The sequence below is a fragment of the Ramlibacter sp. genome (genome assembly GCF_035548915.1).
GTDB lineage: Bacteria > Pseudomonadota > Gammaproteobacteria > Burkholderiales > Burkholderiaceae_C > Ramlibacter.
The window spans coordinates 19,406-42,651 of sequence record NZ_DASZSE010000027.1 but is presented as its reverse complement, the minus strand read 5'-3'; the positions used below and the strand labels follow the sequence as shown (position 1 = coordinate 42,651).

Here is a 23,246-nt window from a genome sequence, read left to right as displayed (position 1 = left end):
GTCGCCGTCCTTATGCGGTCGCCGCGCCGAGCTTCACGCGCGCGGCAGGCAATTCGGTGGTATGCGCGCCGGGGGCGAGCCAGGAGGTCCAGCCGAGGCGCGCGCCGCGCGCGAGCTGGGCGCGCATCGCATCGGGCCGCTGGGGCGTGAGCGCGAGCTCGACCTGCACGTCCTGCTGCATGTAGCGCTGCGTGAGCCAGTGCGCGAGCTCGTGGTCGCGTCCCTTCGGCAGGAAGGCGTCGAGCCGCGCGGGCGTGAGTTGCGCGATTTCGAGCTGCACGCCCGCGCCCTGGTGCCAGGCGCGGCGTCCGAGAACGGCGTTGCGCCCAAGCCGCGGCGCATGAACACCGCGCGCGCCAAGCCGCGACCACTCGCCCGCGTCGAGGCCCTGCCAGCCGCCGCGGAACTGCCTTCCCTTCACGGGCAGGCCGAACCGGTCCGACAGCAGCGCGGCAAGTCCCGTCATCGACCGGGGCGCACCGCCCATCAGGCCCGCGTGACGCAGCCACTCGGTTTCACCGTGCGGACTGCGTGCGCCCGTCGCGAGGCCGAGCGCGCTCAGCCGGTCGAGGCAGGTCGCGAGCGAGGACGCCGCGTGCGAATCCCAGTTGAGTCCGACGTGATGCTTCTTTCGCCCGCGATAGAAGAACGCGAGGAAGCGGTGATTGAAGATGTCGAGGAAATCCTGCGTCGCGAAGTCGCGCTGCGCGCGGCGCTCGAGCAGCAGCTCGGTGAAGGGCATCGGCAGCGGCCCGTTGGCGCCGGCGAGCGACATCACCGGCGTCTTGAGTGTGTAGTGCTCGCCCGTGGCCGCGCCGTCCGCGACCTGCGCGACGTCGCTCGGCTGAAAGCCGAGCGACACGAGCGCCGACAGCCGCACGGCCTCGGCTTCGCGATAGCCACGGCCCACGCGCGGCGACTGCGGCTTCGTCCGCTCCAGAATGCTGATCGCCTGGAACAGGTTGAACCCTTGCGGCCGCGCGATGAGCCGCGCGATCAGAGAATCGGCTGGCGCCCGCTCATCGCTTCCCATTGCTTCCACACCTCGTCGCCGCGACGCACCGCCAGCCGCACGAATGAATTGATCGACGTGTACATGGCGAAAAACCGCGCCAGCACCGCAGCAAGCAGCAGCGGCGAGCCGCCGACGAAGGCATCCTCCTCGAATTCGAGCGTCACCTCGGTGCCGCGACTGTAGCCGCGCCACGCATCGGCGCCGATGCGCGCCGTCACGCTGCGCGCGCTCAGCTCGCGGATGCCGCGAATCTGCTCGTGGTCGCGCCGGCTGTCCGACGCGAAGAGGCGCAGCATCTCCTGCAGCTGTTCACGCCCGGCCGAGCCTTCCACGAGCGACTGGTGATTGAGCGTGAGCAGCGACACGAGCCGCCAGAGCGTCTCGCTGCCAAGCGGCGGATCGGTCTGCGGCGTCGGCTCGTAGAGGCATCGCACGTGCGTGCTCTGCGAAGCGCCTTCCATCACCATGCGCGCACCGAGCGGCACCTGCTCGGCCAGCCGCCGGTTGGTGCACAGGAGATTCGCGTAGATCACCGGCTCCGAAGGCGTCTTCAGCGCGTTCGCGCGGTCGACGAAGGCGATGAAGACGTCCGTCCCGGTGATGTCGGGCCTCAGGCTTTGCTCACGGCGCATCGACCAGAAGGTGGTTTGCTCGTCCGATTCGACGTGGCCGAGGCCCGCGAAATTCGGCACGATCACGGGTCGCTCGGCCGCCGGATCGGACGCCATCACCTGCAGCACCGAATGCACTTCGGTCGACGCGCCGCGCTGGCGGTCGGCCGCGAGCAGGTATTCGTAGTGGCGGTGATCCACGAGGATCGGCTCGCTCGTGCGAGGAAAGAGATTGACGAGCGGCGTGCAGCCGAGACGCAGGTTGTCCGCATTGAGCCCGCGCACGGCGCGCGGCGCGCGGTCGAGCTGCAGGATCACCTCGCAGCGCCGACCGCTGCCAAGCCGCCCGCGCAGGTTGGCGAGCTCGAAGAAATGGAACTTGCGCGGGAAGGCGAAATACTCCTGCAGCAAGACGTACGCGGGCTGCGTGTGCGCGGGAGCCGCGATCACCTCTTCGCCTTCGGCGTAGCCGAGTTCGCGCCAGGAGCCGGGGGGCAGCATCCGGGCATGCTCGCCTTCGGGCATCACCGATACCTGCGTCACGGCCGATGCGAGCAGCTCGTAGGCCGGCATCGCCGCCATCCAGTCGCCGTGCACGTGGAATCGAAGCGCATCGGTCTCGAGCTCGGAGAAGTCGGTGTCGCTCGCGCATTCGAGCACGAGCCGCACCGTCGCGTCGCCCCCGAGGCTCGCGTGCGCGAGGGTGATGGGCCACAGCACCGTCTCCCACGCGGTTCGGAAGCGGCACTGATTCCCCTCGGGCGTGGCCGCATAGACGATCGTGTGCCGCGGTATCTTCAGCCCGGAAGTCACCTTCCCCTGCGTCGGATCGAGCCCGAACTCCGCGATCGTCATCGAGGGGACGGGCTGCGTGAGCGTCGGGCAGAGGTTGTCCAGGAGCGCCGAGGCCACCTGGGGAAACTCGCGGTCGAGGTCCCGATGCACGCGCGCCGCGAGAAACGCCACCGACTCCACGAGGCGCTCGGTGTGCGGATCGAGCGACTCGGAGCCCTGCAGCGCGAGCCGGGCCGCGACCTTCGGGTAGCGCCCCGCGAAGTGGGTTCCCTGCGTGCGCAGATAGGTGAGCTCGCGCTTGTAGTATTCCAGCAGGTCGTTGTGGATGGCTTCGGCCACGGTCAGGGCGCTCGTGCGACGTCTTGCGACGGATTCAGGTTGAGGGCGAAACTCACGCGCTGCTGCTGCAAGCCGATGCTCACGTCGCCGCTCACGGTGACGGCGGCCACGTCGCCGCGTTCGGGCACGGGATTCACCCTGACCTTCACGTTCGCGAGGCGAGGCTCGAAGAATGAGACCGACTGCGCGAGCGCCATTTCGAGCATCTCGCGGTCGGGGCCGCTTTTGGGCGACAGCGACGAAAAGTCGGGGATGCCGTAGTCGATCACGGTGCCGCTGGAGCTTGCGAACTCCGACATCGCGAGCCGCGAACGCGTGTTGAACAGGCGCGCGAGCTCGCGTGCGATGGACGCTTCGAGCTCGCGCGGCAACAAGAGAAAGGCCCCGATCCCACCGGGAGCCTCTTGCGAGGCGAGCCGGTCGAACAGGGGCACCGAAGAGCCGCGAACGAGCTCCGACATGTGTCAACTACCTCCGCCGCGGCTTGCGACCTCCCGCAAGAAAGTTGAATCCTGCGCGGATTCGCATACGTGCGTGCCTTTAAGTCGCGGCCTTGTTGGTCTCGATGTTCCAGCCGAATGCCGCCGTGCCCTTCTTGGTGGAGTCGGCGTTCTGCTGCGTGAATTCGCTCTTGATCTGCGTGTAGTTGATCGAGAACGAGTCCGACGGAATGCCGCCGCCGCCGCCCGTGCTGATGTTGGAGACCATCGCATTGGAAAGCGTGTACTTCATGAGCGACATGAAGGCGCCGCCTTCGTTGCGGCCGATGTGGATCGTCGCGTCGCCGAGCTTCTTGCCTTCCGCGCAGGCCTGGTACAGCGCCGGCGTTGCCTGGTCGGTCATCTTGGAGACCACCATTTCGCTGAACACCGGCCGGCCGGACGTGCGTTCGGTGTTGGCGGCGTCCATCGACATCGGCAGTGCGCAGCTGTGCTGGAATGTGTTGAGGATGATCTGGTTCTCGTGCCCGGTGATGGTGCAGTTGCCCTTCAGATCCTTGATTTCGAGAAGGAGTACGTCCATGGGTGACCTCTAGCTACGTGATGACGTAATGGGTTGCGATTGGTGAGTTCGGTCGTTCGTGCCATCAGGCCGCGGGCGGCGGCAGTTCGGCCACGAGGCGGATGGACGCCGTGAGCTCTTCCATCTGGAAGTGCGGTTTCAGGAAGCACGTGGCCTGGTAGGCGCCGGGCTTGCCCGGTACTTCGGTCACGTCCACGCGCGCTTCGCCCAGAGGAAAGCGGGCCTTGGTTTCCTGCGGAGCCGAATCGTTGATGAGCACGTAGTCGGCGATCCAGTTGTTCAGGAAGGTCTCGACCTCCCCACGCGTCTGGAAGCTGCCCACCTTGTCGCGCATGATCACCTTGATGTAGTGCGCAAAGCGCGAGGCCGCGAGCACGTACGGCAGGCGCGCCGACAGCGACGCATTGGCGTTGGCCGAGTCCTTGTTGTACAGCTTGGGCTTCTGCACCGTCTGGCCGCCGAAGAACGCCGCGAAGTTGGACCCCTTGGAGTTGACGATGGCGATGAAGCCGAGATCGTTCAGTTCCTTCTCGCGCCGGTCGGTGATCGTCACTTCGGTCGGGCACTTGAGCACGACGTCGCCCTCGTCCGTCTTGTAGGCGTGCGCGGTCATGCCGTCGACCCGGCCGCCGCCTTCCACGCCGCGGATCGCGGTGGTCCACCCATACTTGGCGAACGCATCCGTGATGCGCAGGCCGAGCTGGTAGGCCGAATTGGCCCAGAGGTACTTGCTGTGGTCCTTGCCGTCCGTGTCTTCCTCGAAGTTGAAGTTATCCACGGGGATCGTCTTCGCGCCGTACGGCAGGCGCGCCGCGTACGACGGCAGCACCAGCGACACGTAGCGCGAATCCTCCGACTCGCGGAAACCGCGCCACGTGGCGAGCTCGGCGCTCTCGAAGATCTTGGAGAGGTCGCGCGGCACGCCGAGCTCGGTGAACGACTTCATGTCGAAGAGCGTCGGAGCGGCGGCCGCGATGAAAGGCGCATGCGCGGCGGCGGCGACCTTGGAGAGGCGCTCGAGCAGCGCCATGTCCTGGGGATGCCGGCCGAAGAAATAGTCGCCGATCAGAAGCGAATACGGATTGCCGCCGAAGGTGCCGTATTCTTCTTCGTAGACCTTCTTGAAGAGCACGCTCATGTCATGGTCGACGGCGGACTCGAGGTCCTTCAGCAGTTCCTTCTTCGTGACGTTCAGGAGGCGCAGCTTCAGGCGCGGACCGGTCTCGGTGCCATACACCATGTCGTGCAGGCCGCGCCAGCTCGCTTCGAGCTGCTGGAAGGCGGGCTCGTGCATGATCGCGTTCAGCTGGTCCGACAGGAGCTTGTCGATCTCGGCCACGCGTTCGTTGATCATCGCGACCACGCCCTTGTCGGGCGCGGCTTTCATGCCTTCGTCGAGGATCTGCGACGCGAACTGCCCGATCAGCTTTTTCGCGTAGGGGCCTTGCGAGGGCTCGACGGCCATGTGGCCTTCCTGAACGATCTTGTCCAGGAGCGTCAATTCGGCGGAAGCGCTGCCTGCGCCGCCTTCTGCTTGGGTCTCAGCCATTTCGGTTCACCTGTGTACGTTTACGTTGACTTCGCTTCAGGCGGCCGCCGGGGCTTCACCCGCCTTGGCCTCGTCCTGGACCTTCTTCAGGTCCTCCGTGTTCGACAGGATCTGGTGCAGCAGCGAGTCGAGCTCGTCGTTGCCGTCCAGCTTCGCGAGCAGGTCGCGCAGTTGCTGGCGCGCTTCGAGCAGCTTCGCGAGGCGCGGCACCTGCTTCACGATGGCTTCGGGATGGAAATCGTCGAACTCCTTGAAGTTGAGCTCGACTTTGATGTTGCCCTCGCCCTTCATCGTGTCCGGCACCGAGATGTCGAGACGCGGCGAGATCTTGGCCATGATCTCGTTGAAGTTGTCGCGGTCGATCTCGACGAGGCGGCGCTCCTTCATCTTGGGCGGCGCCGTCGCCGGCTGGCCGGACAGGTCCGCCAGGATGCCGACGACCAGCGGCAACTCCTTCTTCTCGAAGGCGCCTCCGGTTTCGACGTCGTACGTGATCTGGACACGAGGCGGCCGATTACGCCCCACCCATTTCTGCAAGCTGTCTGCCATGTGGATCCCCTACCAAAAGAGACTTGCTGAGACACGGGCTTCGAAAAGCCCCGTTTTTGGCTGCGCGTGTGGGACGCAGTCAGGACGAAAAACCATTCTGGCGGAGGCCTCCGATTGTTGCGCTCGATAGTAACCCTTACGCTGCCGTAACAGCGCGGCTGGGCTGTTGCGCGAGTCGACGCTCCCCCGATGGCAATCGAGCGCCCATTCCACTGCGAATCCGTGACGAGCGCAATACGGCGCAAAAAAAAACGCCCACTCGCGTGGGCGTTGTTGCTGAGGCCATACGGCCGCACTACGTTGCTGTGACATGTTCACTGTGTAGCGACATGTCGGGTGGTTGCGCGGGCAAGATTTGAACTTGCGACCTTTGGGTTATGAGCCCAACGAGCTACCAGACTGCTCCACCGCGCGCCAAGCCTGAAATTATAGCGTCATTCGGTCGCTGGTGCTTCGCCCGCGGCCGCATCCGTCGGCTCGGGACGATCCACCAGTTCGACGAGCGCGAGCGGCGCGTTGTCGCCGACGCGAAATCCCATCTTCAGGATGCGCGTGTAGCCGCCCGGTCGAGTCTTGTAGCGCGGCCCGAGCTCGTTGAAGAGCTTGCCCACGTTGTCGCGGTTGCGCAGGCGGTCGAAGGCGAGACGCTGGTTGGAGAGCGTCTTTTCCTTGCCGAGCGTGATCATCGGCTCGATCACGCGGCGCAATTCCCTCGCCTTCGGCAGCGTTGTCTTGATGACCTCGTGCTCGATCAGCGAATTCATCATGTTGCGCAGCATCGCGAGCCGGTGCTCGGAGGTGCGGTTGAGTTTGCGAAGTCCGTGTCTGTGGCGCATGGTGTCTAATTCCTTTCCTTCTATTGCCCGCGGCCGTGTCAGGTACCGCGGGGAGGAGGCCGCAAGGCGGCCTCGCTTTCGCCTTTGGGTTTGGGTTTGGGTTTGGGCGGTGCAGCGCTCGTCAGCGCTTGTCCAGCCCCGCGGGCGGCCACGACTCGAGCTTCATGCCGAGCGTGAGGCCGCGCGAGGCCAGCACTTCCTTGATCTCGTTGAGCGACTTGCGGCCCAGGTTGGGCGTCTTCAGCAGCTCGTTTTCGGTGCGCTGGATCAGATCGCCGATGTAGTAGATGTTCTCCGCCTTCAGGCAGTTGGCCGAACGCACCGTGAGCTCGAGCTCATCGACCGGACGCAGGAGGATCGGATCGAACTGTTGCGAGCTGCGCTGCACCGGCTGGTCGAAGGCGGCGAGTTCGCTGCCTTCCAGCTGCGCGAACACCGCGAGCTGCTCGACCAGGATCTTCGCGGAGGCGCGCACGGCGTCCTCGGCGGTGATGGCGCCGTTGGTTTCGATCTCCATCACGAGCTTGTCGAGGTCGGTGCGCTGCTCCACGCGAGCCGATTCGACCGTGTAGCTCACGCGCTTCACCGGAGAGAACGACGCATCCAGCACGATGCGCCCGATCGACTTGGTCGGCTCGTCGCCATAGCGGCGCATCGTGCCCGGCACATAGCCCCGGCCCTTCTCCACCTTGATCTGCATGTCGATCTTGCCGCCCTGGGACAGGTTGGCGATGACATGGTCGGGGTTGATGATCTCGACGTCGTGCGGCGTCTGGATGTCGGCGGCCGTGACGACGCCGTCGCCGTCCTTGCGCAGCGACAGCGTCACTTCGTCGCGGTTGTGGAGCTTGAACACCACGCCCTTCAGGTTCAGCAGGATCGTGACGACGTCTTCCTGCACGCCGTCGATCGACGAATACTCGTGCAGGACGCCGGCGATGGTCACTTCCGTGGCCGCGTACCCGACCATCGACGACAGCAGGACCCGACGCAGCGCGTTGCCGAGCGTGTGGCCGTAGCCGCGCTCGAAAGGCTCCAGGGTCACCTTGGCGCGGTTCGTGCCAAGCTGCTCGACGTTGATGGCTTTGGGTTTCAGCAAATTGGTCTGCATGCAGGACTTCCTCTCAATACCCCCGGCTCGTTACACCGGTAAGGCTGGGGCCCTGGAGAACCAGGGAACTTAAATCGCAAGAATCGGCCGAGGGGCGAGGTCGCCGAAAGGCACCCCACCGCCCGCCCGGCTTCTTATCTGGAATACAACTCGACGATCAGCGACTCGTTGATGTCCGCGCCGAACTCGTCGCGGTCGGGCACCTTCTTGAAGGTACCTTCGGCCTTGTCGGCATTCACTTCCACCCAGGCCGCGATGCCGACCTGCGTGGCGAGCTGAAGCGCTTCGACCACGCGGTTTTGCTTGCGCGACTTCTCGCGCACCGCGACCACGTCGCCGGGCTTCACCAGGAACGACGGGATGTTCACCGCCGCTCCGTTGACCGTGATCGCCTTGTGGCTCACGAGCTGGCGGGCTTCCGCGCGCGTGGAGCCGAAGCCCATGCGGAAGACCACGTTGTCCAGCCGCGACTCGAGCAGCAGCAGCAAGTTGGTGCCGGTGTTGCCCTTGCGGCGCTCGGCTTCCTCGAAGTAGCGGCGGAACTGGCGCTCCAGCACGCCGTACATGCGCTTCACCTTCTGCTTTTCGCGCAGCTGCAGTCCGAAGTCGCTCGTGCGCTGGCCCGACGTGCGGCCGTGCTGGCCGGGCTTGGAGTCGAACTTCGCCTTGTCGCTGATCGCGCGGCGCGCGCTCTTCAGGAAGAGGTCCGTGCCTTCGCGGCGGGAGAGTTTGGCCTTGGGGCCGAGATAACGTGCCACTTTGTCTTTCCTTTACTGTTCTGCCCCGGCCCTTTTTACCGGGGGAGCCGCCATGCGCATGCGCAATTGGCGGCGGTGGGCTTCAGTCGAAACGCCCGCGATCACCCGCCTTCGCGGCCATCCGCGGGCGTTTCCTCAAATCCTTCTGCGCTTCTGCGGGCGGCAGCCGTTGTGCGGCACCGGCGTCACGTCGCTGATCGAGGTGATGCGGATGCCGAGCGAGGCGAGCCCACGCACCGACGATTCGCGGCCGGGGCCGGGGCCGTTCACCTCGACTTCGAGGTTCTTGATGCCCTGGTCCATCGCGGCGCGGCCGGCGGCTTCGGACGCCACCTGCGCGGCGAACGGCGTCGACTTGCGAGAGCCCTTGAAGCCCTGGCCGCCCGACGACGCCCACGACAGCGCGTTGCCCTGCCGGTCCGTGATCGTGATGATCGTGTTGTTGAAGGACGCATGGATGTGGGCGATCCCATCGCTCACATTCTTGCGGACCTTCTTGCGCACTCGCTGCGCGGCGTTGCTGGCGGGAGCCTTTGCCATGTGTTAACTCGCTTTCACTTATTTCTTGAGCGCGGCGGCGGCGCGGCGCGGACCCTTGCGGGTGCGTGCGTTGGTGCGGGTGCGCTGGCCACGCACGGGCAGGCCCCGGCGATGGCGGAAGCCGCGGTAGCAGCCGATGTCCATCAGGCGCTTGATGGCCATCGTGTTTTCGCGGCGCAAGTCGCCTTCGATCGTGAACCTGCCGATCTGGTCGCGAATCTTTTCCATGTCCGCGTCGGTCAGGTCCTTCACCTTCTTGGAATAGGCGATGCCGCACGCGTCGCAGATCTTGCGGGCGCGGGTGCGGCCGATGCCGAAGATGGCGGTGAGGCCGATCTCGGTGTGCTGGTGCGGCGGGATGTTGATGCCGGCGATACGTGCCATGTCTTTTCCTTACGAACCTGTGGGGTCAGCCCTGGCGCTGCTTGTGCCGCGGATCGGTGCAGATCACGCGGACCACGCCCTTGCGGCGGATGATCTTGCAGTTGCGGCAGATCTTCTTCACGGAAGCCGAAACTCTCATTTGCTTTCTCCTGATTCCTTTTCCCGCGCCTACTTCGCGCGGAACACGATACGTGCCCGCGACAAGTCGTAGGGCGTCAATTCCACGGTGACCCTGTCACCCGGCAGGATGCGGATGTAGTGCATCCTCATCTTTCCCGAGATGTGACCGAGCACCACATGCCCGTTTTCCAGCTTCACCCTGAAGGTGGCGTTGGGGAGGTTTTCGATCACCTCGCCCTGCATCTGGATCACATCGTCCTTCGACACTTCAGCCGCCCAGCGAGGTCTTGAAGTTCGCCTTCTTCAGCAGCGACTCGTACTGCTGGCTCATCATGTAGTTCTGCACCTGCGCCATGAAGTCCATCGTGACCACCACGATGATGAGAAGCGACGTTCCTCCGAAATAGAAAGGCACGTTGTACTTCAGGATCAGGAACTCGGGCAGCAGGCACACGAAAGTGATGTAGATCGCGCCCGCCAGTGTGAGCCGCACCAGAATCTTGTCGATGTAGCGCGCCGTCTGGTCCCCCGGGCGGATGCCGGGGATGAACGCACCGCTCTTCTTCAGGTTGTCGGCGGTCTCGCGGCTGTTGAACACGAGCGCCGTGTAGAAGAAGCAGAAGAACACGATCGCGCTCGCATAGAGCAGCACGTAGATCGGCTGGCCCGGCGTGAGCGTGCTCGCGATGTCCTTCAACCAGTGCATCCGGTCGCCCGTGGAGAACCAGTTCACGATCGTGGCCGGCAGCAGGATGATCGACGACGCGAAGATCGGCGGGATCACGCCCGACATGTTGAGCTTCAGCGGCAGGTGCGACGACTGGCCGCCGTACACCTTGTTGCCCACCTGGCGCCGCGCGTAGTTCACGAGGATCTTGCGCTGCCCGCGCTCGATGAACACCACGAAGTAGGTGACGAGCGCCACGACGGCGACCACGAAGATCGCAACCAGGATGCTCATCGCGCCCGTGCGCACCAGCTCCAGCAAGCCGCCGATGGCGTTGGGCAGGCCCGCGGCGATGCCGGCGAAGATGAGGATCGAGATGCCGTTGCCCAGCCCCCGTTCGGTGATCTGCTCGCCCAGCCACATGAGGAACATGGTGCCGGCCGTGAGGCTCACGACGGCGGTGATGCGAAAACCGAAGCCCGGCGTGACCACGAGTCCGGCCGATCCTTCGAGCGCGAGCGCGATGCCGAGCGACTGGAAGACGGCCAGGCCCAGCGTGCCGTAGCGCGTGTACTGCGTGATCTTGCGGCGGCCCGACTCGCCTTCCTTCTTCAGCTGCTCGAACGTCGGCACGACGTACGTGAGCAGCTGCATGATGATCGAAGACGAGATGTAGGGCATGATGCCCAGCGCGAACACCGTGAACCGCGACAGGGCGCCTCCCGAGAACATGTTGAACAGGCTCAGGATGCCGCCTTGCTGGCCCTTGAACAGCTGCGACAGCTGATCCGGGTTGATGCCGGGCACGGGAATGTGCGCGCCGACGCGGTAGACGATCAGCGCGAGCAGCAGGAAGACGAGCCGGCGACGCAGGTCGCCGAACTTGCCGGTCTTCGCGAGTTGTGCAGCGCTAGTGGCCACTCGGGAGGTTCCTTCGGGTCGTCAGGGCCATCCGGCGCTAGTTGAGGCTGCCGCCCGCCGCTTCAATGGCAGCCTTCGCGCCCGCGGTCGCGCCGATGCCGGTCAGCTTCACGGCGCGCTTCAGCTCGCCGGACTTGATGACCTTCACGTTCTTCACGATCTCGTTCACGAGGCCGGCTTGCTTCAGCGCGAGGAGGTCCACTTCGGCGGCGCCGAGTTTTTCGAGCGCGGCCAGCGTGACCTCGCCGTTGAACTTGAGCTTTGCCGACTTGAAGCCGCGCTTGGGCAGGCGCCGCTGCAGCGGCATCTGGCCGCCTTCGAAGCCCACTTTGTGGAAGCCGCCGGCACGGGACTTCTGCCCCTTGTGGCCGCGGCCGGCCGTCTTGCCGAGACCGGAGCCGATGCCGCGACCGACGCGGCGGCGGGCCTTCTTGGAGCCCTCCGCGGGCTTGAGGTTGTTCAGTTCCATGTCAGAGCACCTGCACCAGGTAGTCGACCTTGTTGATCATTCCGCGCACGGCGGGGGTGTCTTCGAGCTCACGCACCGAGTTCAGCTTGCGCAGGCCGAGGCCGCGCACCGTCGCGCGGTGATCGGCCTTGCAGCCGATCGGGCTGCGCACCAGCTTCACCTTCAGCGTCTTGTGTTGTTCGTTCGCCATTTCGGACTTTCCTTCACGCGGCGAAGATGTCTTCGACCGACTTGCCGCGCTTGGCCGCCACTTCCGCCGGGGTCGTGGAGTTCTTCAGCGCGTCGAACGTCGCGCGGACCATGTTGTACGGGTTGGTCGATCCGTGGCTCTTCGCCACGATGTCGGTGATGCCGAGCACCTCGAAGACCGCGCGCATCGGGCCGCCCGCGATGATGCCGGTACCTTTCGGGGCGGGCGCCATCATCACGTGCGCCGCGCCGTGATGGCCCTTCACCGGGTGGTGAAGCGTGCCGTTCTTCAGCGACACCTTCGTCATGTTGCGGCGGGCCTCTTCCATCGCCTTCTGCACGGCCGAGGGCACTTCCTTCGACTTGCCCTTGCCCATGCCGACGCGGCCATCGCCGTCGCCGACCACGGTAAGCGCGGCGAAGCCGAGGATACGGCCGCCCTTCACCACCTTGGTCACGCGGTTGACCGCGATCATCTTCTCGCGCAGGCCGTCCTCCGGACCGTCGCCTTGCGTCTTCGCTTGCATCTTTGCCATGTTGGTATCCGTGTCCGTTAGAACTGCAAGCCCGCTTCACGCGCGGCTTCGGCCAGCGCCTTCACGCGGCCGTGGTACGCGAAGCCCGAACGATCGAACGCGACTTTCTCGACGCCGGCCGCTTTCGCCTTCTGCGCGATGCGCTTGCCGATGATGGCGGCGGCGGCGGCATTGGCGCCCTTGCCAACGGCGCCCAGGTCCTTGCGGACGTCGGCTTCCAGCGTGGAGGCCGCAGCCAGCACCTTCGTGCCGTCGTCGGAGACCACCTGGGCGTAGATGTGCAGGTTGGTCCGGTTCACCATGAGGCGGGCAATGCCCTGCGTGGCGATCCGGATGCGTGTCTGCTTCGCACGGCGCAGACGCTGTTCCTTCTTGGTCGACATCGTCTTTGCTCCTTACTTCTTCTTCGTTTCCTTGATCACGATCCGCTCGTTCGCATAGCGGATGCCCTTGCCCTTGTAAGGCTCGGGTGGCCGTACGGCCCGGATCTCGGCGGCGATCTGGCCCACCGTCTGGCGATCGGCGCCCTTCACGATGATTTCCGTGGGGGTGGGCGTCTGCGCGGCGATGCCTTGCGGCAGGTCGATCACGACCGGGTGCGAGTAGCCGACCGTCAGGGTCAGCTTCTGGCCCTGGGCCGCGGCGCGATAACCCACGCCGACGAGCGCCAGCTTCTTCTCGAAGCCCTTGGTGACGCCTTCGACCATGTTGTTCACGAGCTGGCGAACCGTGCCGCTCATGGCGTTCGCTTCGCGCGACTCGTCGATCGGCACGAAGGTCAGCTTGCCGCCTTCGAGGCTCACCTTGACCAGCGTGCTCAGCATGAGCGACAGCGCGCCGCCCTTGCCCTTCACGCTGATCTGGTCTTCCTTCACTTCGACGTTGACGTCCTTCGGGACTTCAACCGGCATTTTTCCGACTCGGGACATTTTTCTGTTTCCTCCGACTCAGGCGACGTAGCAGAGGACTTCGCCGCCGACGCCGGTCGCGCGCGCCTTGCGGTCCGTCATCACGCCCTTGGGGGTCGTCACGATCGCCACGCCCAGGCCGTTCATCACCTGCGGGATGTCGTTGCGGCCCTTGTAGACGCGCAGGCCGGGGCGGCTCACGCGTTCGATGCGCTCGATCACGGGGCGGCCGGCGTAGTACTTGAGGGCGATCTCGAGTTCGCTCTTGCCGCCTTCGGTGCGGACCTGGAAGCCGTCGATGTAGCCCTCGTCCTTCAGTACCTGGGCGATGGCCACCTTCACCTTGGAAGAGGGCACCGACACGGTGGCCTTGGCCACCATCTGCGCGTTGCGGATGCGCGTCAGCAGGTCGGAGATGGGATCACTCATGCTCATGTCTGTGTCTCCTCGCCGCTTACCAGCTGGCCTTGGTCACGCCGGGGATGTCGCCGGTGAAGGCCATCTCGCGAATCTTGCCGCGCGCGAGCCCGAACTGGCGGAACGTGCCGCGGGGCCGGCCGGTGATCTCGCAGCGGTTGCGCTGGCGGGTGGGATTCGCATTGCGCGGGAGCTTCTGCAGCGCAAAGCGCGCGGCATCGCGCTCCTCGGGCGACTTCTTCGCGTCCTTCGCGATGGCGGTGAGTTCCTCGTGCTTCTTCGAGAACTTGGCGACCAGCTTGTCGCGCTTCAGCTCACGCTGGATCAAGGCAGTTTTAGCCACGATGCACCTTTATTGCTTGAACGGGAAACGGAAGCCGGCGAGAAGGGCCTTCGCCTCTTCGTCGGTCTTGGCCGTCGTGGTGATGGAGATGTTCAACCCGCGGATCGCGTCGACCTTGTCGTACTCGATCTCGGGGAAGATGATCTGTTCCTTCACCCCGATGTTGTAGTTGCCGCGGCCGTCGAAGGCGCGGCTCGAGATGCCGCGGAAGTCGCGCACGCGCGGCAGCGCGATCGTGACGAAGCGGTCGAGGAATTCGTACATGCGCGTGCCGCGCAGCGTGACCATCGTGCCGATCGCCTGGCCTTCGCGGATCTTGAAGCCGGCGATTGCCTTCTTGGCCTTGGTCACGACGGGCTTCTGGCCAGCGATCTTCGTGAGGTCGCTCACGGCGTTGTCCATGACCTTCTTGTCGGCCACCGCCTCGCTCACGCCCATGTTCAGCGTGATCTTGGTGATGCGGGGCACTTCCATCGGAGACTTGTAGCCGAACTTCGAGGTGAGCTCGGCCGCGACTTTCTCGCGGTAGTACTGCTGCAGCCGGGCGGGTCCGGCGGGCTGCTGCGGCTGCGCGTCCTGAGCCTGCGCCTCCTTGGCCGGCGCGGGCTTGGCCTGCGCCTGCTTCGGCTGCTTCGGCTGCTTTTCTTGAGCCTGCTTCTGTGCCATGGTCATGCCACCTTGATTTCTTCGCCCGAGGACTTGAAGACGCGGGTGCGCTTGTCGCCATCGGTCTTGATGCCCACGCGGTCGGCCTTGCCGGTCGCGGGGTTGTAGATCGCCACGTTGGACTGGTGGATCGGCATGGATTTCTCCACGATGCCGCCGGTCGTGCCCTTCATCGGGTTCGGCTTGGTGTGCTTCTTCACGATGTTGATGCCTTCGACGAGCAGGTAGTCGGCATCCTTGCGCAGCGTGACCTTGCCGCGCTTGCCCTTGTCGCGGCCGGCGAGCACGATCACTTCGTCGCCCTTGCGAATCTTGTTCATGGCGCGTTCCTCAGAGGACTTCGGGAGCGAGCGACACGATCTTCATGAACTTCTCGGTACGCAGCTCGCGCGTGACCGGGCCGAAGATGCGGGTGCCGATGGGCTCCAGCTTGTTGTTGAGCAGCACGGCGGCGTTGCCGTCGAACTTGATGAGCGAGCCGTCGTTGCGGCGCAGGCCCTTGGCGGTGCGCACGATGACCGCCTTGTGCACTTCGCCCTTCTTCACGCGGCCGCGCGGCGCGGCCTCCTTGATGCTGACGACGATGACGTCGCCCACGCCGGCGTAGCGACGCTTGGAACCACCGAGCACCTTGATGCAAAGAACGCGCTTCGCACCGGTGTTGTCAGCGACTTCGAGCTGAGATTCAGTCTGGATCATTTCGTTTAATTCCCAACTTGACTCGAACACTCCGCCGGGAAATGCTCCACTTGGCGCCGAGACAGTCTTGGGCCCGCCGTCGGCTCCCGGCACGCGCCTGAAGCTTCCGAATGGGCAGAACCTCGCCTTCTGTGAAAAGGCGAGCCCGCGATTATGACCGATCTGTGGGGGTTGTCAAATGCCTGCCAGGTTTGGGCAGTGTCTTCCGAAGGCATCACCCCAGCTTTCGGGCACTCACCGCGGCATCTCGAGGTAACTCGCCGCCAGCGCGCGGAACTCGTCCGGCCGGGCGTCGAGACCTGTTTCCTCCCGCAGGATCGCCGCCACATCATCCGAAAGTTCGCCCGCCAGCTTCGCGTCCAGAAATAGCAGGCGACTCCTCCTGGCCAGCACGTCTTCAGCCGTGCGCGCATATTCATGGCGCGCCGCGAAGCGCACCATCGCTTCGGTCAGCCCGCCGCCGAGTTCCGCTGCGGCACCCGGCAGGGTCTCGAGCACGGCCGCTTCACATCCATAGAGATGAGGACCGGGAGCCGAGCTGATCGGTACTCGCTCAGTCCCGCCCGCAGGCGCACCGACCAGCGGCAGGTGGGCGGTCACTCCCGCGGGAGCCTTCTCCAGCAAACCCTTCTGAAAACATTTCTCGAGCACGTCCTCGGCCATCGCGCGATAGGTCGTCCACTTTCCACCGGTGACCGTGACGAGCCCGCTGCGGCTCGCGAGCACCGTGTGCTCACGCGAAAGCGCCTTCGTCTCCTCGCCCTCCTCGCCCTGCGGCTTGACGAGCGGCCGCAGGCCGACCCAGAGGCTGCGGATGTCCTTCTCGCCCGGCGCCTTCACCAGATACCGCGCCGACTCGCTCAGGATGAAAGCCAGCTCTTCCTTGAACGGCCGCGGCTCGCGCGGCAAGTCGTGCCGCGGCGTGTCGGTGGTGCCGAGGATCACCTTGCCGAGCCACGGCACGGCGAAGAGCACGCGGCCGTCGGACGTCTTCGGCACGATGAGCGCATGGTCGCTGGGGAGGAAGCCGCGGTCCACCACCGCGTGCACGCCCTGGCTCGGCGCCACCATGTCGCGCACTTCCCGTCCGATCGCACGCCCGTCCTGCCGGCGCAGCTCGTCCACCCAGACGCCTGCTGCGTTGACTACGCAGCGGGCGCTCACGTCGAAGGTCTTGCCGGTCTCCGCATCGCGGCAAACGAGCCCGGCCACGCGACGATCCCGGTGCAGCAACCCCGTCGCGGCGCAATAGTTCACGAGCACCGCGCCTCGCAGCGCGGCCGTGCGTGCGAGCGCCAGCGCAAGACGCGCGTCGTCGAACTGGCCGTCCCAGTACTTGATGCCGCCGATGAGGCGGTCGGGCCGCGCGGTCGGCAGGCACTTCAACGTCTGCCGGCGATCGAGCAGTTCCGTCCGGCCGAGCCCCGCACTGCCGGCCAGCGCGTCGTACATCTTGAGCCCGATGCCGTAGAAGGGCGTTTCCCAGAACTTGTACGAAGGCAACACGAAAGGCAGCGGCTGCGCGAGGTGCGGCGCGTTGCGAAGCAGCGTCGTGCGCTCGTGCAGCGCTTCGCGCACGAGTCCGATGTCGCCCTGCGCCAGGTAGCGCACCCCGCCATGCACGAGCTTGGTCGCCCGGGACGACGTGCCCTTCGCGAAGTCGTGCGACTCCACCAGCACCACGGAAAACCCGCGTGCCGCGGCGTCGAGCGCCACGCCCAGCCCCGTGGCGCCGCCGCCCACGACCGCGACGTCGCAGGTGCGAGCTTGCGCAAGCCGCGCGAGCAGCTCGGGGCGGCTCGTCGGCAACGGCGCCGCGGGCTTCTCGCGCGACTTCAACGCTGGGCCCATCCCTTCGCGCGCTCGACTGCTTCGCGCCAGCGTGCGAGCTTGGCGACCCGCTCGGGCTCGGGCAGACGCGGCTCGAACCGCCGCTCGATCCGCCATTGCGCGGCGATCTCGTCGGCGCCCGCCCACACCTGCGTCGCCAGTCCCGCGAGGTAGGCCGCGCCGAGCGCCGTGGTCTCGGTCACCTGCGGCCGCACCACCGGCGCGCCGAGGAAATCCGCCTGCATCTGCATGAGAAGATTGTTGCGGCTCGCGCCGCCATCGACGCGCAATTCCTTCAGCGCGATGCGCGAATCCCGCGTCATGGCGCCGAACACGTCCGCGCTTTGCAGCGCGATCGCCTCCAGCGCGGCACGGGCGATGTGCGCGCGCGTCGTGCCGCGCGTCATGCCCACCAGCGTGCCGCGCGCGTAGCCGTCCCAGTCGGGCGTGCCGAGCCCGGCGAACGCGGGCACGAGATAGACATCGCCGGTGTCGTCGACCTGCGCCGCGAGCGACTCCACTTCGGGAGCGGAGCGGATCACCTGCAGACCGTCGCGCAACCACTGCACCGTGGCACCGGCCATGAAGACGCTGCCTTCCAGGCAGTAGACCGCCTGCTTCGCCCCCGCCGGGCCCTGCCAGCCCAGGGTCGTGAGCAGCCGGTTGCGGCTTGCCACCGGTGTCGCTCCGGTGTTCATCAGCATGAAGCAGCCGGTGCCGTACGTGTTCTTCGCCATGCCCGGCGAGAAGCAGGCCTGCCCGAACGTCGCGGCCTGCTGATCGCCCGCGATGCCGGCAATGGGCAGCGCCCTGCCGAGCAGGGGCGCATCGCACTCGGCGACGACACCGCTGGAGGGCACGACTTTCGGCAGCACCGCGCGGGGGATTCGCAGCAGCGCGAGCAGCTCGTCGTCCCAGTCCTGGGTGTGCAGATTGAACAGCAGCGTGCGCGAGGCGTTGCTCGCATCGGTCGCATGCACGCGGCCGCCGGTGAGGTTCCAGATCAGCCAGCTGTCGATGGTGCCGAACGCGAGCTCGCCGCGTTGCGCGCGGCCCCGCGCGCCCACCACGTTGTCGAGCAGCCATTCCAGCTTCGTGCCGGAGAAGTAGGCGTCGATCACGAGACCCGTCTTCTTCTGGATGAGCGCCGCCTTGCCTGCGTCTCGCAAGTCGTCGCAGCGCGCCGCCGTGCGGCGGTCCTGCCACACGATCGCGTTGGCGACCGGCTGGCCCGTCTGGCGGTCCCACAACACCGTCGTCTCGCGCTGGTTCGTGATGCCGATCGCCGAGATCGCCTCCGCGGGCACCTGCCGCATCGCCTCCAGCGCGACCGCGTGCTGGGTGGCCCAGATCTCGCGCGCGTCGTGCTCCACCCAGCCGGGCTGCGGGAAGACCTGCCGGAATTCCTTCTGCGCGAGCGCGACCGGCTGCCCCGCCGCATCGAACACGATCGCGCGCGAACTGGTCGTGCCCTGGTCGAGGGCGAGCACGTATTGCATGGGGCGAGAGACTAACGCAAGCCGTGCGAGGCGAATAGACTTGGCACCGATGACCACTTTCGACTCCACCATTGCATTCATCGGCGGCGGCAACATGGCCAGCGCGATCATCGGCGGGCTGCTGCGGCAGGGCCAGGCCGCGGCGCGCATCCAGGTGGTCGAGCCGTTCGAGCCACAGCGCGCGAAACTGCTCTCGGAATTCGGCGTGCGCGCCCAGGCGGAAGCATCCGGCGCGTTGCGCGACGCGCGAATCGTCGTCTGGGCCGTCAAGCCGCAGACCTTCAAGGACGCGGCGGCGCAGGCGCGCGAGCACGTCGCGGGCGCACTGCACCTGAGCGTGGCCGCGGGCATCCGCTCCGGCAGCATGGCCGCCTGGCTCGGCACGGACCGCATCGTGCGCGCGATGCCGAACACACCCGCACTCGTGGGCAAGGGCATGACGGCGCTTTTCGCGCGCGAGCCGGACAGCGCCGCGGACCGGCAGCAGGTCGAATCCATCGTCGCGACGACGGGCGAATTCCTCTGGGTCGACGACGAAGCGCACCTGGACGCCGTCACGGCGCTTTCCGGGTCGGGTCCGGCCTACGTGTTCTATTTCCTCGAGGCCATGCGACAGGCCGGCACGGAAATGGGCCTCACGCCGCAGCAGGCGTACCGGCTCGCGGTGAGCACATTCGCCGGAGCGGCCGACCTCGCGCGCGCGTCGAGCGATCCGCCGGAGACCTTGCGCGAACGCGTCACGTCCAAAGGCGGCACGACCCATGCGGCAATCACGTCGATGCAGCAGGATGGCGTTGCCGCGCTCTTCGTGAAGGCGCTGCACGCCGCTCGAAAGCGCGCCGCCGAGCTGGGCGACGAGTTCGGCGCCTGATGCGCGCATCTTGACGACACGGTAACCCATCGGTTACCGTAACCATGGAGTTACCCAAAGCCCCATGGTTGCGACCTCCGCCCTGCACGCCGCCCTCGCCGACCCGACGCGCGAGCGGATCGTGCGCCTCCTCGCCGAGGGTGAGCGTTCGGTGGGCGAGATCGCGCAGCGCGTGCCCGTGAGCCGCCCCGCCGTCTCCAAGCACCTGCGCCTGCTCGAAGGCGCGGGGCTCGTGCGCTTTCGCACCGAAGGCACTCGCAATCTCTATGCGCTCGACCCCGACGCGCTCGCCGCGCTGCGCGACGAGGTCGATGCGCTCTGGCGCGTCGCGCTCAACCGCTACGCGCTCGTCGCTCGCAACATCAAGCCGCGCAGGAGTCCGAAGAAATGAACACGAGCAGCCCGACCACGATCCCGCCCGTCGACCATTGCGTGAACGTTCCGCTTTCCGTCGAGGACGCCTTCGACCTCTTCACGAAGCGGCTGGCGCTGTGGTGGCCGCTTTCCACGCATTCGTGCGCGCAGGGCGACGCCGTCGATGTGGAGTTCGAGCCCCGCGTGGGCGGCCGCGTGCTGGAACACGACAAGAAGGGCGCCCGCCACGTCTGGGGGACCCTCCTGGAATGGAATCCGCCGCACGTGCTCGCGATGACGTGGCATCCGGGGCAGGCCGAAGACCAGGCGACGCGCCTGAAGGTGAGCTTCACCGCGAAGGGTGCATCCACCGACGTGCGCATCCTGCACGACGGCTGGGAAGCGCGCGGTGCGGAAGGCGGCGAATGGCGCGGCGAATACGAAAAGGGCTGGGCGGCCGTGATGCAGCGCTACGTCGACGCCGCGGCGAACAGGTAGCCCGCCACGATCGATGCGAACATGCTGAACCCGACCCAGTGGTTCAGCCGGAACGCCTTGAAGCAGCCTTCGCGCGTGCGATCGCGAATGAGCGTGAAGTGCCACGCCGCCTGCGCCGCCGCCGCTGAAGCCCCGAGCGCGATCGCCCAGCCCGCGATGCGGCCTTGCAGCGCGGCGCACCAGATCGCGAGATAGGCCGCGTAGCAGAACATCACCGCACCCACGTCGGCGCTGCCGAGCGTGATCGCCGAAGTACGGATGCCGATCTTCAGGTCGTCGTCGCGATCGACCATCGCGTATTCGGTGTCGTAGGCGAGCACCCAGAAGAGATTGCCGAGCAGCAGCACCCATGCCAGCAGCGGCACGCGCGACTGCACCGCGGCAAACGCCATCGGGATGCCGAAGCTGAACGCGACGCCCAGCACCGCCTGCGGCATCGAGACGAAGCGCTTCGCGTACGGGTAGGCGATGGCGATGGCGAGCGCGACGACCGACCACTCGATGGTTTCCGCGTTGGTCGTGAGCACGAGCAGAAAGGCCGCGAAGGCCAGCACCGCTGCAAAGACCAGCGCCTCTTTCGCCGTGAGCTTGCCGGCGGTCACCGGCCGGCCGGCGGTTCGCTTCACGTGCCGATCGAACTCGCGGTCGGCGACGTCGTTCACGCAGCAGCCGGCGCTGCGCATGAGGATGGTGCCCAGTGTGAAGACGATGAGGAGGTGCCAGCCGGGAAAGCCCTCCGCGGCGACCCACAGCGCGCCGAGCGTCGGCCACAGCAGCAGCAGCCATCCGGCGGGGCGATCCCAGCGGATCAGGTCGAGGTAGAGACGAAGCTTCTCGCGCGTCATCGCAACGCCCATCACAGCCCGAGATGGCGCAAGTCCAGCTTGCCGTCCCGCATCGGCGGGCACCAGTAGTACGAGCCGTTCACCGGCCTGGAAATCTGGAAGATCGCATCGGTGATGCCGTCTTCTTGCCCCGCCATGCGCTTCATCTGAGCCTCGAACGCGTAGAGCGACTTGCCGAACGCGACGAACATCAGCCCCGCCTGCATGTTCATCATCCACGGCATGGAGCGGCGCAAGAGGAACGCGGGCGGATCGAAACTTTCCTGCGCGGTGCGTTTCACGTGCGCCGATTCGGGCGAATCGGCCAGCTCCTCGTTGGTGACGCGGTCGCGCCCGAAGTGGTGGTTGGCGTCGTCGCCGGCGAGCGCTTCGAACGCATCCAGGTCGTGCAGCCACTGCTGCACCGCCACGTAGCTGGCGCCGTCGAGCCCGTCGCCCATGCCCTGCGCGAAGGCGGCTTCGACCGCGGCGTCGCCTTCCGGATTCTCCGTGCCGTCTTCGTAGCCGGTCAGGTCGCGCCCGTGCGTGCCGCTCCACGAATGCCGGAAGGCATCGACCACGTGCCGCACGACGAAGGCGGGCAGAAGCGCCTTTTGCACCTTGCGCGTGAGAAAGAGCAGGTCGCCGAGATCGTCGCCGCGAATCCAGCACCAGAGCGTGCCCGGCGTGGAGGGCACCTTCACACCGTGGCCGGAGAGGTCGGGAAATTCGTGCAGCCCCGGAACGTCGCAGCCGAGCGCCGCCACGAGCGAAGGGCCGACCCCGAGCACGACGTCGCTGCCGTTCACGAGCGGCGACAGGCGCTTCAGCGCATCGCGCACGCCGAGCGCGTCGGTGCCGCGGTCGGAGATCACGAAGTTCACGTAGCGCGCGACCGCGGGCACGGCGTCGAGGATGCCGGGCTGGGAGATGCGGGCGATGCTGGAGGTGCCGGAAGTCATGGGATCAGGAAAGCCTCTTCACGCCCGGAAGTTCGCAGGCGTAGATGGAATTGCGCAGCGCGGCGATCGCCTCGTAGCGCGTGAAGCTGCGCCGCCAGGCGAGCACGACGCGCCGCGTCGGCGGATCGCCCTCGAAGGGAATGTACTTCACGAAATTCTGGTCGTCCTTGCGGCGGCGCGGCTTGGCCAGCAGCGCTTCCTTCGGCACCGACAGGCGCGGCACGAGCGTCACGCCCATGCCTGCCGCCACCATGTGCTTGATGGTCTCGAGCGAGGAGCCCTCGAAGCTCTTGCGGATGCCTTCGGCGTCGCTCGAAAAGCGCGCGAATTCGGGGCATACCTCCAGCACGTGGTCGCGAAAGCAGTGGCCGGTGCCCAGCAGCAGCATCGTTTCGTGCTTCAGTTCCTCCGCGCGGATCGCGGTGTGCGCCGCGAGCGGATGGTTGCTCGGGACCGCCACCATGAACGGCTCGTCGTATAGCGGCGCGATCGCGAGACCCGTGTCGGGGAAGGGCTCGGCCATGATCGCGCAGTCGATTTCGCCCGTGCGCAGCATCTCCAGCAGCTTCACCGTGAAGTTCTCCTGCAGCATGAGCGGCATCTGCGGCGTGCGCGCGATCGCCTGGCGCACGAGGTCCGGCAGCAGGTACGGGCCGATCGTGTAGATCACGCCCAGTCGCAGCGGCCCGGCGAGCGGGTCCTTGCCGCGCTTGGCGATTTCCTTGATCGCGGCGGCCTGCTCCAGCACGCTTTGGGCCTGCCGCACGATTTCCTCGCCGAGCGGCGTCACCGACACCTCGTTCGCACTGCGCTCGAAGAGTTTCACTTCCAGCTCGTCTTCCAGCTTCTTGATCGCCACCGACAGCGTCGGCTGCGATACGAAGCAGGCTTCGGCCGCGCGGCCGAAGTGCTTCTCGCGCGCGACCGCGACGATGTATTTGAGCTCGGTGAGCGTCATGGTGC

At 66.2% G+C, this 23,246-nt stretch carries 32 protein-coding genes and 1 tRNA gene; 3 read left to right on the top strand and 30 right to left on the bottom strand.

All coding sequences use genetic code 11. The features are described from left to right. Window positions 1-10 precede the first annotated feature (10 nt). From tssG to glpK, 27 genes are all read right to left on the bottom strand, one after another. Entirely contained in the window at window positions 11-1,033 is a 1,023-nt protein-coding gene (tssG, locus tag VHA82_RS08465) for a type VI secretion system baseplate subunit TssG (protein ID WP_325542447.1), read from the bottom strand. After that, window positions 997-2,760: a type VI secretion system baseplate subunit TssF gene (gene tssF, locus VHA82_RS08460; protein WP_325542445.1), complete on the bottom strand. Its 1,764-nt coding sequence runs from the start codon at window positions 2,758-2,760 to the stop codon at window positions 997-999. The genes tssG and tssF overlap by 37 nt, the downstream gene beginning before the upstream one ends. 2 nt (window positions 2,761-2,762) lie before the next feature. Next, entirely contained in the window at window positions 2,763-3,221 is a 459-nt protein-coding gene (tssE, locus tag VHA82_RS08455) for a type VI secretion system baseplate subunit TssE (protein WP_325542443.1), read from the bottom strand. A gap of 79 nt (window positions 3,222-3,300) precedes the next feature. Continuing rightward, window positions 3,301-3,783: a type VI secretion system tube protein Hcp gene (locus VHA82_RS08450; protein WP_325542441.1), complete on the bottom strand. Its 483-nt coding sequence runs from the start codon at window positions 3,781-3,783 to the stop codon at window positions 3,301-3,303. A gap of 64 nt (window positions 3,784-3,847) precedes the next feature. Continuing rightward, the gene (tssC, locus tag VHA82_RS08445; protein ID WP_325542439.1) at window positions 3,848-5,332 is read right to left on the bottom strand and encodes a type VI secretion system contractile sheath large subunit; all 1,485 of its coding nucleotides are present in this window, start codon (window positions 5,330-5,332) and stop codon (window positions 3,848-3,850) included. Window positions 5,333-5,368: 36 nt separating this feature from the next. Further along, window positions 5,369-5,881, bottom strand: coding sequence for a type VI secretion system contractile sheath small subunit (gene tssB / locus VHA82_RS08440; protein ID WP_325542438.1), 513 nt, complete (start codon window positions 5,879-5,881; stop codon window positions 5,369-5,371). A gap of 337 nt (window positions 5,882-6,218) precedes the next feature. Then, window positions 6,219-6,295, bottom strand: a tRNA-Met gene (locus VHA82_RS08435). Window positions 6,296-6,315: 20 nt separating this feature from the next. Then, window positions 6,316-6,717, bottom strand: coding sequence for a 50S ribosomal protein L17 (gene rplQ, locus VHA82_RS08430; protein WP_325542437.1), 402 nt, complete (start codon window positions 6,715-6,717; stop codon window positions 6,316-6,318). Between the two features lie 121 nt (window positions 6,718-6,838). Further along, complete coding sequence (locus VHA82_RS08425; RefSeq protein WP_325542435.1) at window positions 6,839-7,828, bottom strand: DNA-directed RNA polymerase subunit alpha; 990 nt, start codon at window positions 7,826-7,828, stop codon at window positions 6,839-6,841. Window positions 7,829-7,962: 134 nt separating this feature from the next. Further along, complete coding sequence (rpsD, locus tag VHA82_RS08420; protein ID WP_325542434.1) at window positions 7,963-8,586, bottom strand: 30S ribosomal protein S4; 624 nt, start codon at window positions 8,584-8,586, stop codon at window positions 7,963-7,965. A 135-nt stretch (window positions 8,587-8,721) separates the two neighbouring features. Then, window positions 8,722-9,126, bottom strand: coding sequence for a 30S ribosomal protein S11 (gene rpsK, locus VHA82_RS08415; RefSeq protein WP_325542433.1), 405 nt, complete (start codon window positions 9,124-9,126; stop codon window positions 8,722-8,724). A gap of 18 nt (window positions 9,127-9,144) precedes the next feature. Beyond that, window positions 9,145-9,510 carry a 30S ribosomal protein S13 gene (rpsM, locus tag VHA82_RS08410; RefSeq protein ID WP_325542432.1) on the bottom strand — a complete coding sequence of 122 codons (366 nt, stop codon included), beginning with the start codon at window positions 9,508-9,510 and terminating at the stop codon, window positions 9,145-9,147. 25 nt (window positions 9,511-9,535) lie between these two features. Then, entirely contained in the window at window positions 9,536-9,649 is a 114-nt protein-coding gene (rpmJ, locus tag VHA82_RS08405; RefSeq protein WP_011481465.1) for a 50S ribosomal protein L36, read from the bottom strand. A 29-nt stretch (window positions 9,650-9,678) separates the two neighbouring features. Continuing rightward, window positions 9,679-9,897, bottom strand: coding sequence for a translation initiation factor IF-1 (gene infA / locus VHA82_RS08400; protein ID WP_325542429.1), 219 nt, complete (start codon window positions 9,895-9,897; stop codon window positions 9,679-9,681). 1 nt (window position 9,898) lies between these two features. Next, the gene (gene secY, locus VHA82_RS08395; RefSeq protein WP_325542427.1) at window positions 9,899-11,218 is read right to left on the bottom strand and encodes a preprotein translocase subunit SecY; all 1,320 of its coding nucleotides are present in this window, start codon (window positions 11,216-11,218) and stop codon (window positions 9,899-9,901) included. A 37-nt stretch (window positions 11,219-11,255) separates the two neighbouring features. Further along, window positions 11,256-11,687, bottom strand: coding sequence for a 50S ribosomal protein L15 (gene rplO / locus VHA82_RS08390; protein WP_325542424.1), 432 nt, complete (start codon window positions 11,685-11,687; stop codon window positions 11,256-11,258). A gap of 1 nt (window position 11,688) precedes the next feature. Further along, complete coding sequence (gene rpmD / locus VHA82_RS08385) at window positions 11,689-11,877, bottom strand: 50S ribosomal protein L30 (protein WP_325542422.1); 189 nt, start codon at window positions 11,875-11,877, stop codon at window positions 11,689-11,691. 13 nt (window positions 11,878-11,890) lie between these two features. Further along, window positions 11,891-12,412 carry a 30S ribosomal protein S5 gene (rpsE, locus tag VHA82_RS08380; RefSeq protein ID WP_325542420.1) on the bottom strand — a complete coding sequence of 174 codons (522 nt, stop codon included), beginning with the start codon at window positions 12,410-12,412 and terminating at the stop codon, window positions 11,891-11,893. A 17-nt stretch (window positions 12,413-12,429) separates the two neighbouring features. Beyond that, window positions 12,430-12,795, bottom strand: a complete 366-nt coding sequence (gene rplR / locus VHA82_RS08375) for a 50S ribosomal protein L18 (protein WP_325542417.1) — start codon at window positions 12,793-12,795, stop codon at window positions 12,430-12,432. Between the two features lie 12 nt (window positions 12,796-12,807). Further along, entirely contained in the window at window positions 12,808-13,341 is a 534-nt protein-coding gene (rplF, locus tag VHA82_RS08370; RefSeq protein ID WP_325542415.1) for a 50S ribosomal protein L6, read from the bottom strand. An 18-nt stretch (window positions 13,342-13,359) separates the two neighbouring features. Next, a complete protein-coding gene (gene rpsH, locus VHA82_RS08365; RefSeq protein WP_325542413.1) occupies window positions 13,360-13,755 on the bottom strand; it encodes a 30S ribosomal protein S8 in 396 nt (131 codons plus the stop codon). Between the two features lie 19 nt (window positions 13,756-13,774). After that, entirely contained in the window at window positions 13,775-14,080 is a 306-nt protein-coding gene (gene rpsN / locus VHA82_RS08360; protein WP_325542410.1) for a 30S ribosomal protein S14, read from the bottom strand. 9 nt (window positions 14,081-14,089) lie between these two features. Beyond that, complete coding sequence (rplE, locus tag VHA82_RS08355; protein ID WP_325542408.1) at window positions 14,090-14,746, bottom strand: 50S ribosomal protein L5; 657 nt, start codon at window positions 14,744-14,746, stop codon at window positions 14,090-14,092. A 2-nt stretch (window positions 14,747-14,748) separates the two neighbouring features. Continuing rightward, window positions 14,749-15,066 (bottom strand): 50S ribosomal protein L24, encoded by a 318-nt coding sequence (rplX, locus tag VHA82_RS08350; protein WP_325542406.1) that lies wholly within the window; start codon window positions 15,064-15,066, stop codon window positions 14,749-14,751. 10 nt (window positions 15,067-15,076) lie between these two features. After that, window positions 15,077-15,445 carry a 50S ribosomal protein L14 gene (rplN, locus tag VHA82_RS08345; protein WP_325542404.1) on the bottom strand — a complete coding sequence of 123 codons (369 nt, stop codon included), beginning with the start codon at window positions 15,443-15,445 and terminating at the stop codon, window positions 15,077-15,079. Window positions 15,446-15,679: 234 nt separating this feature from the next. Continuing rightward, entirely contained in the window at window positions 15,680-17,284 is a 1,605-nt protein-coding gene (locus VHA82_RS08340) for a glycerol-3-phosphate dehydrogenase/oxidase (RefSeq protein WP_325542402.1), read from the bottom strand. Continuing rightward, window positions 17,281-18,774, bottom strand: a complete 1,494-nt coding sequence (gene glpK / locus VHA82_RS08335) for a glycerol kinase GlpK (RefSeq protein ID WP_325542400.1) — start codon at window positions 18,772-18,774, stop codon at window positions 17,281-17,283. The genes VHA82_RS08340 and glpK overlap by 4 nt, the downstream gene beginning before the upstream one ends. A gap of 49 nt (window positions 18,775-18,823) precedes the next feature. Here glpK and proC point away from each other — a divergent pair, with 49 nt between their 5' ends. From proC to VHA82_RS08320, 3 genes are all read left to right on the top strand, one after another. Beyond that, window positions 18,824-19,645 (top strand): pyrroline-5-carboxylate reductase, encoded by an 822-nt coding sequence (gene proC, locus VHA82_RS08330; protein ID WP_325542398.1) that lies wholly within the window; start codon window positions 18,824-18,826, stop codon window positions 19,643-19,645. 64 nt (window positions 19,646-19,709) lie between these two features. After that, window positions 19,710-20,036 carry a metalloregulator ArsR/SmtB family transcription factor gene (locus VHA82_RS08325; protein WP_325542396.1) on the top strand — a complete coding sequence of 109 codons (327 nt, stop codon included), beginning with the start codon at window positions 19,710-19,712 and terminating at the stop codon, window positions 20,034-20,036. Beyond that, entirely contained in the window at window positions 20,033-20,497 is a 465-nt protein-coding gene (locus VHA82_RS08320) for an SRPBCC domain-containing protein (RefSeq protein ID WP_325542394.1), read from the top strand. Before VHA82_RS08325 ends, VHA82_RS08320 begins: the two co-directional genes overlap by 4 nt. Here the strand turns inward: VHA82_RS08320 and ubiA are convergent. The 3 genes from ubiA to VHA82_RS08305 are packed head-to-tail and all read right to left on the bottom strand — an operon-like array spanning window position 20,470 to window position 23,241. After that, window positions 20,470-21,342, bottom strand: coding sequence for a 4-hydroxybenzoate octaprenyltransferase (gene ubiA, locus VHA82_RS08315; protein ID WP_325542392.1), 873 nt, complete (start codon window positions 21,340-21,342; stop codon window positions 20,470-20,472). The two genes, VHA82_RS08320 and ubiA, sit on opposite strands and share 28 nt — an antisense overlap. Window positions 21,343-21,353: 11 nt before the next feature. Further along, window positions 21,354-22,283 (bottom strand): Dyp-type peroxidase, encoded by a 930-nt coding sequence (locus tag VHA82_RS08310; RefSeq protein WP_325542390.1) that lies wholly within the window; start codon window positions 22,281-22,283, stop codon window positions 21,354-21,356. Window positions 22,284-22,287: 4 nt separating this feature from the next. Next, window positions 22,288-23,241: a LysR substrate-binding domain-containing protein gene (locus VHA82_RS08305; RefSeq protein WP_325542388.1), complete on the bottom strand. Its 954-nt coding sequence runs from the start codon at window positions 23,239-23,241 to the stop codon at window positions 22,288-22,290. Between the last annotated feature and the right edge of the window lie 5 nt (window positions 23,242-23,246).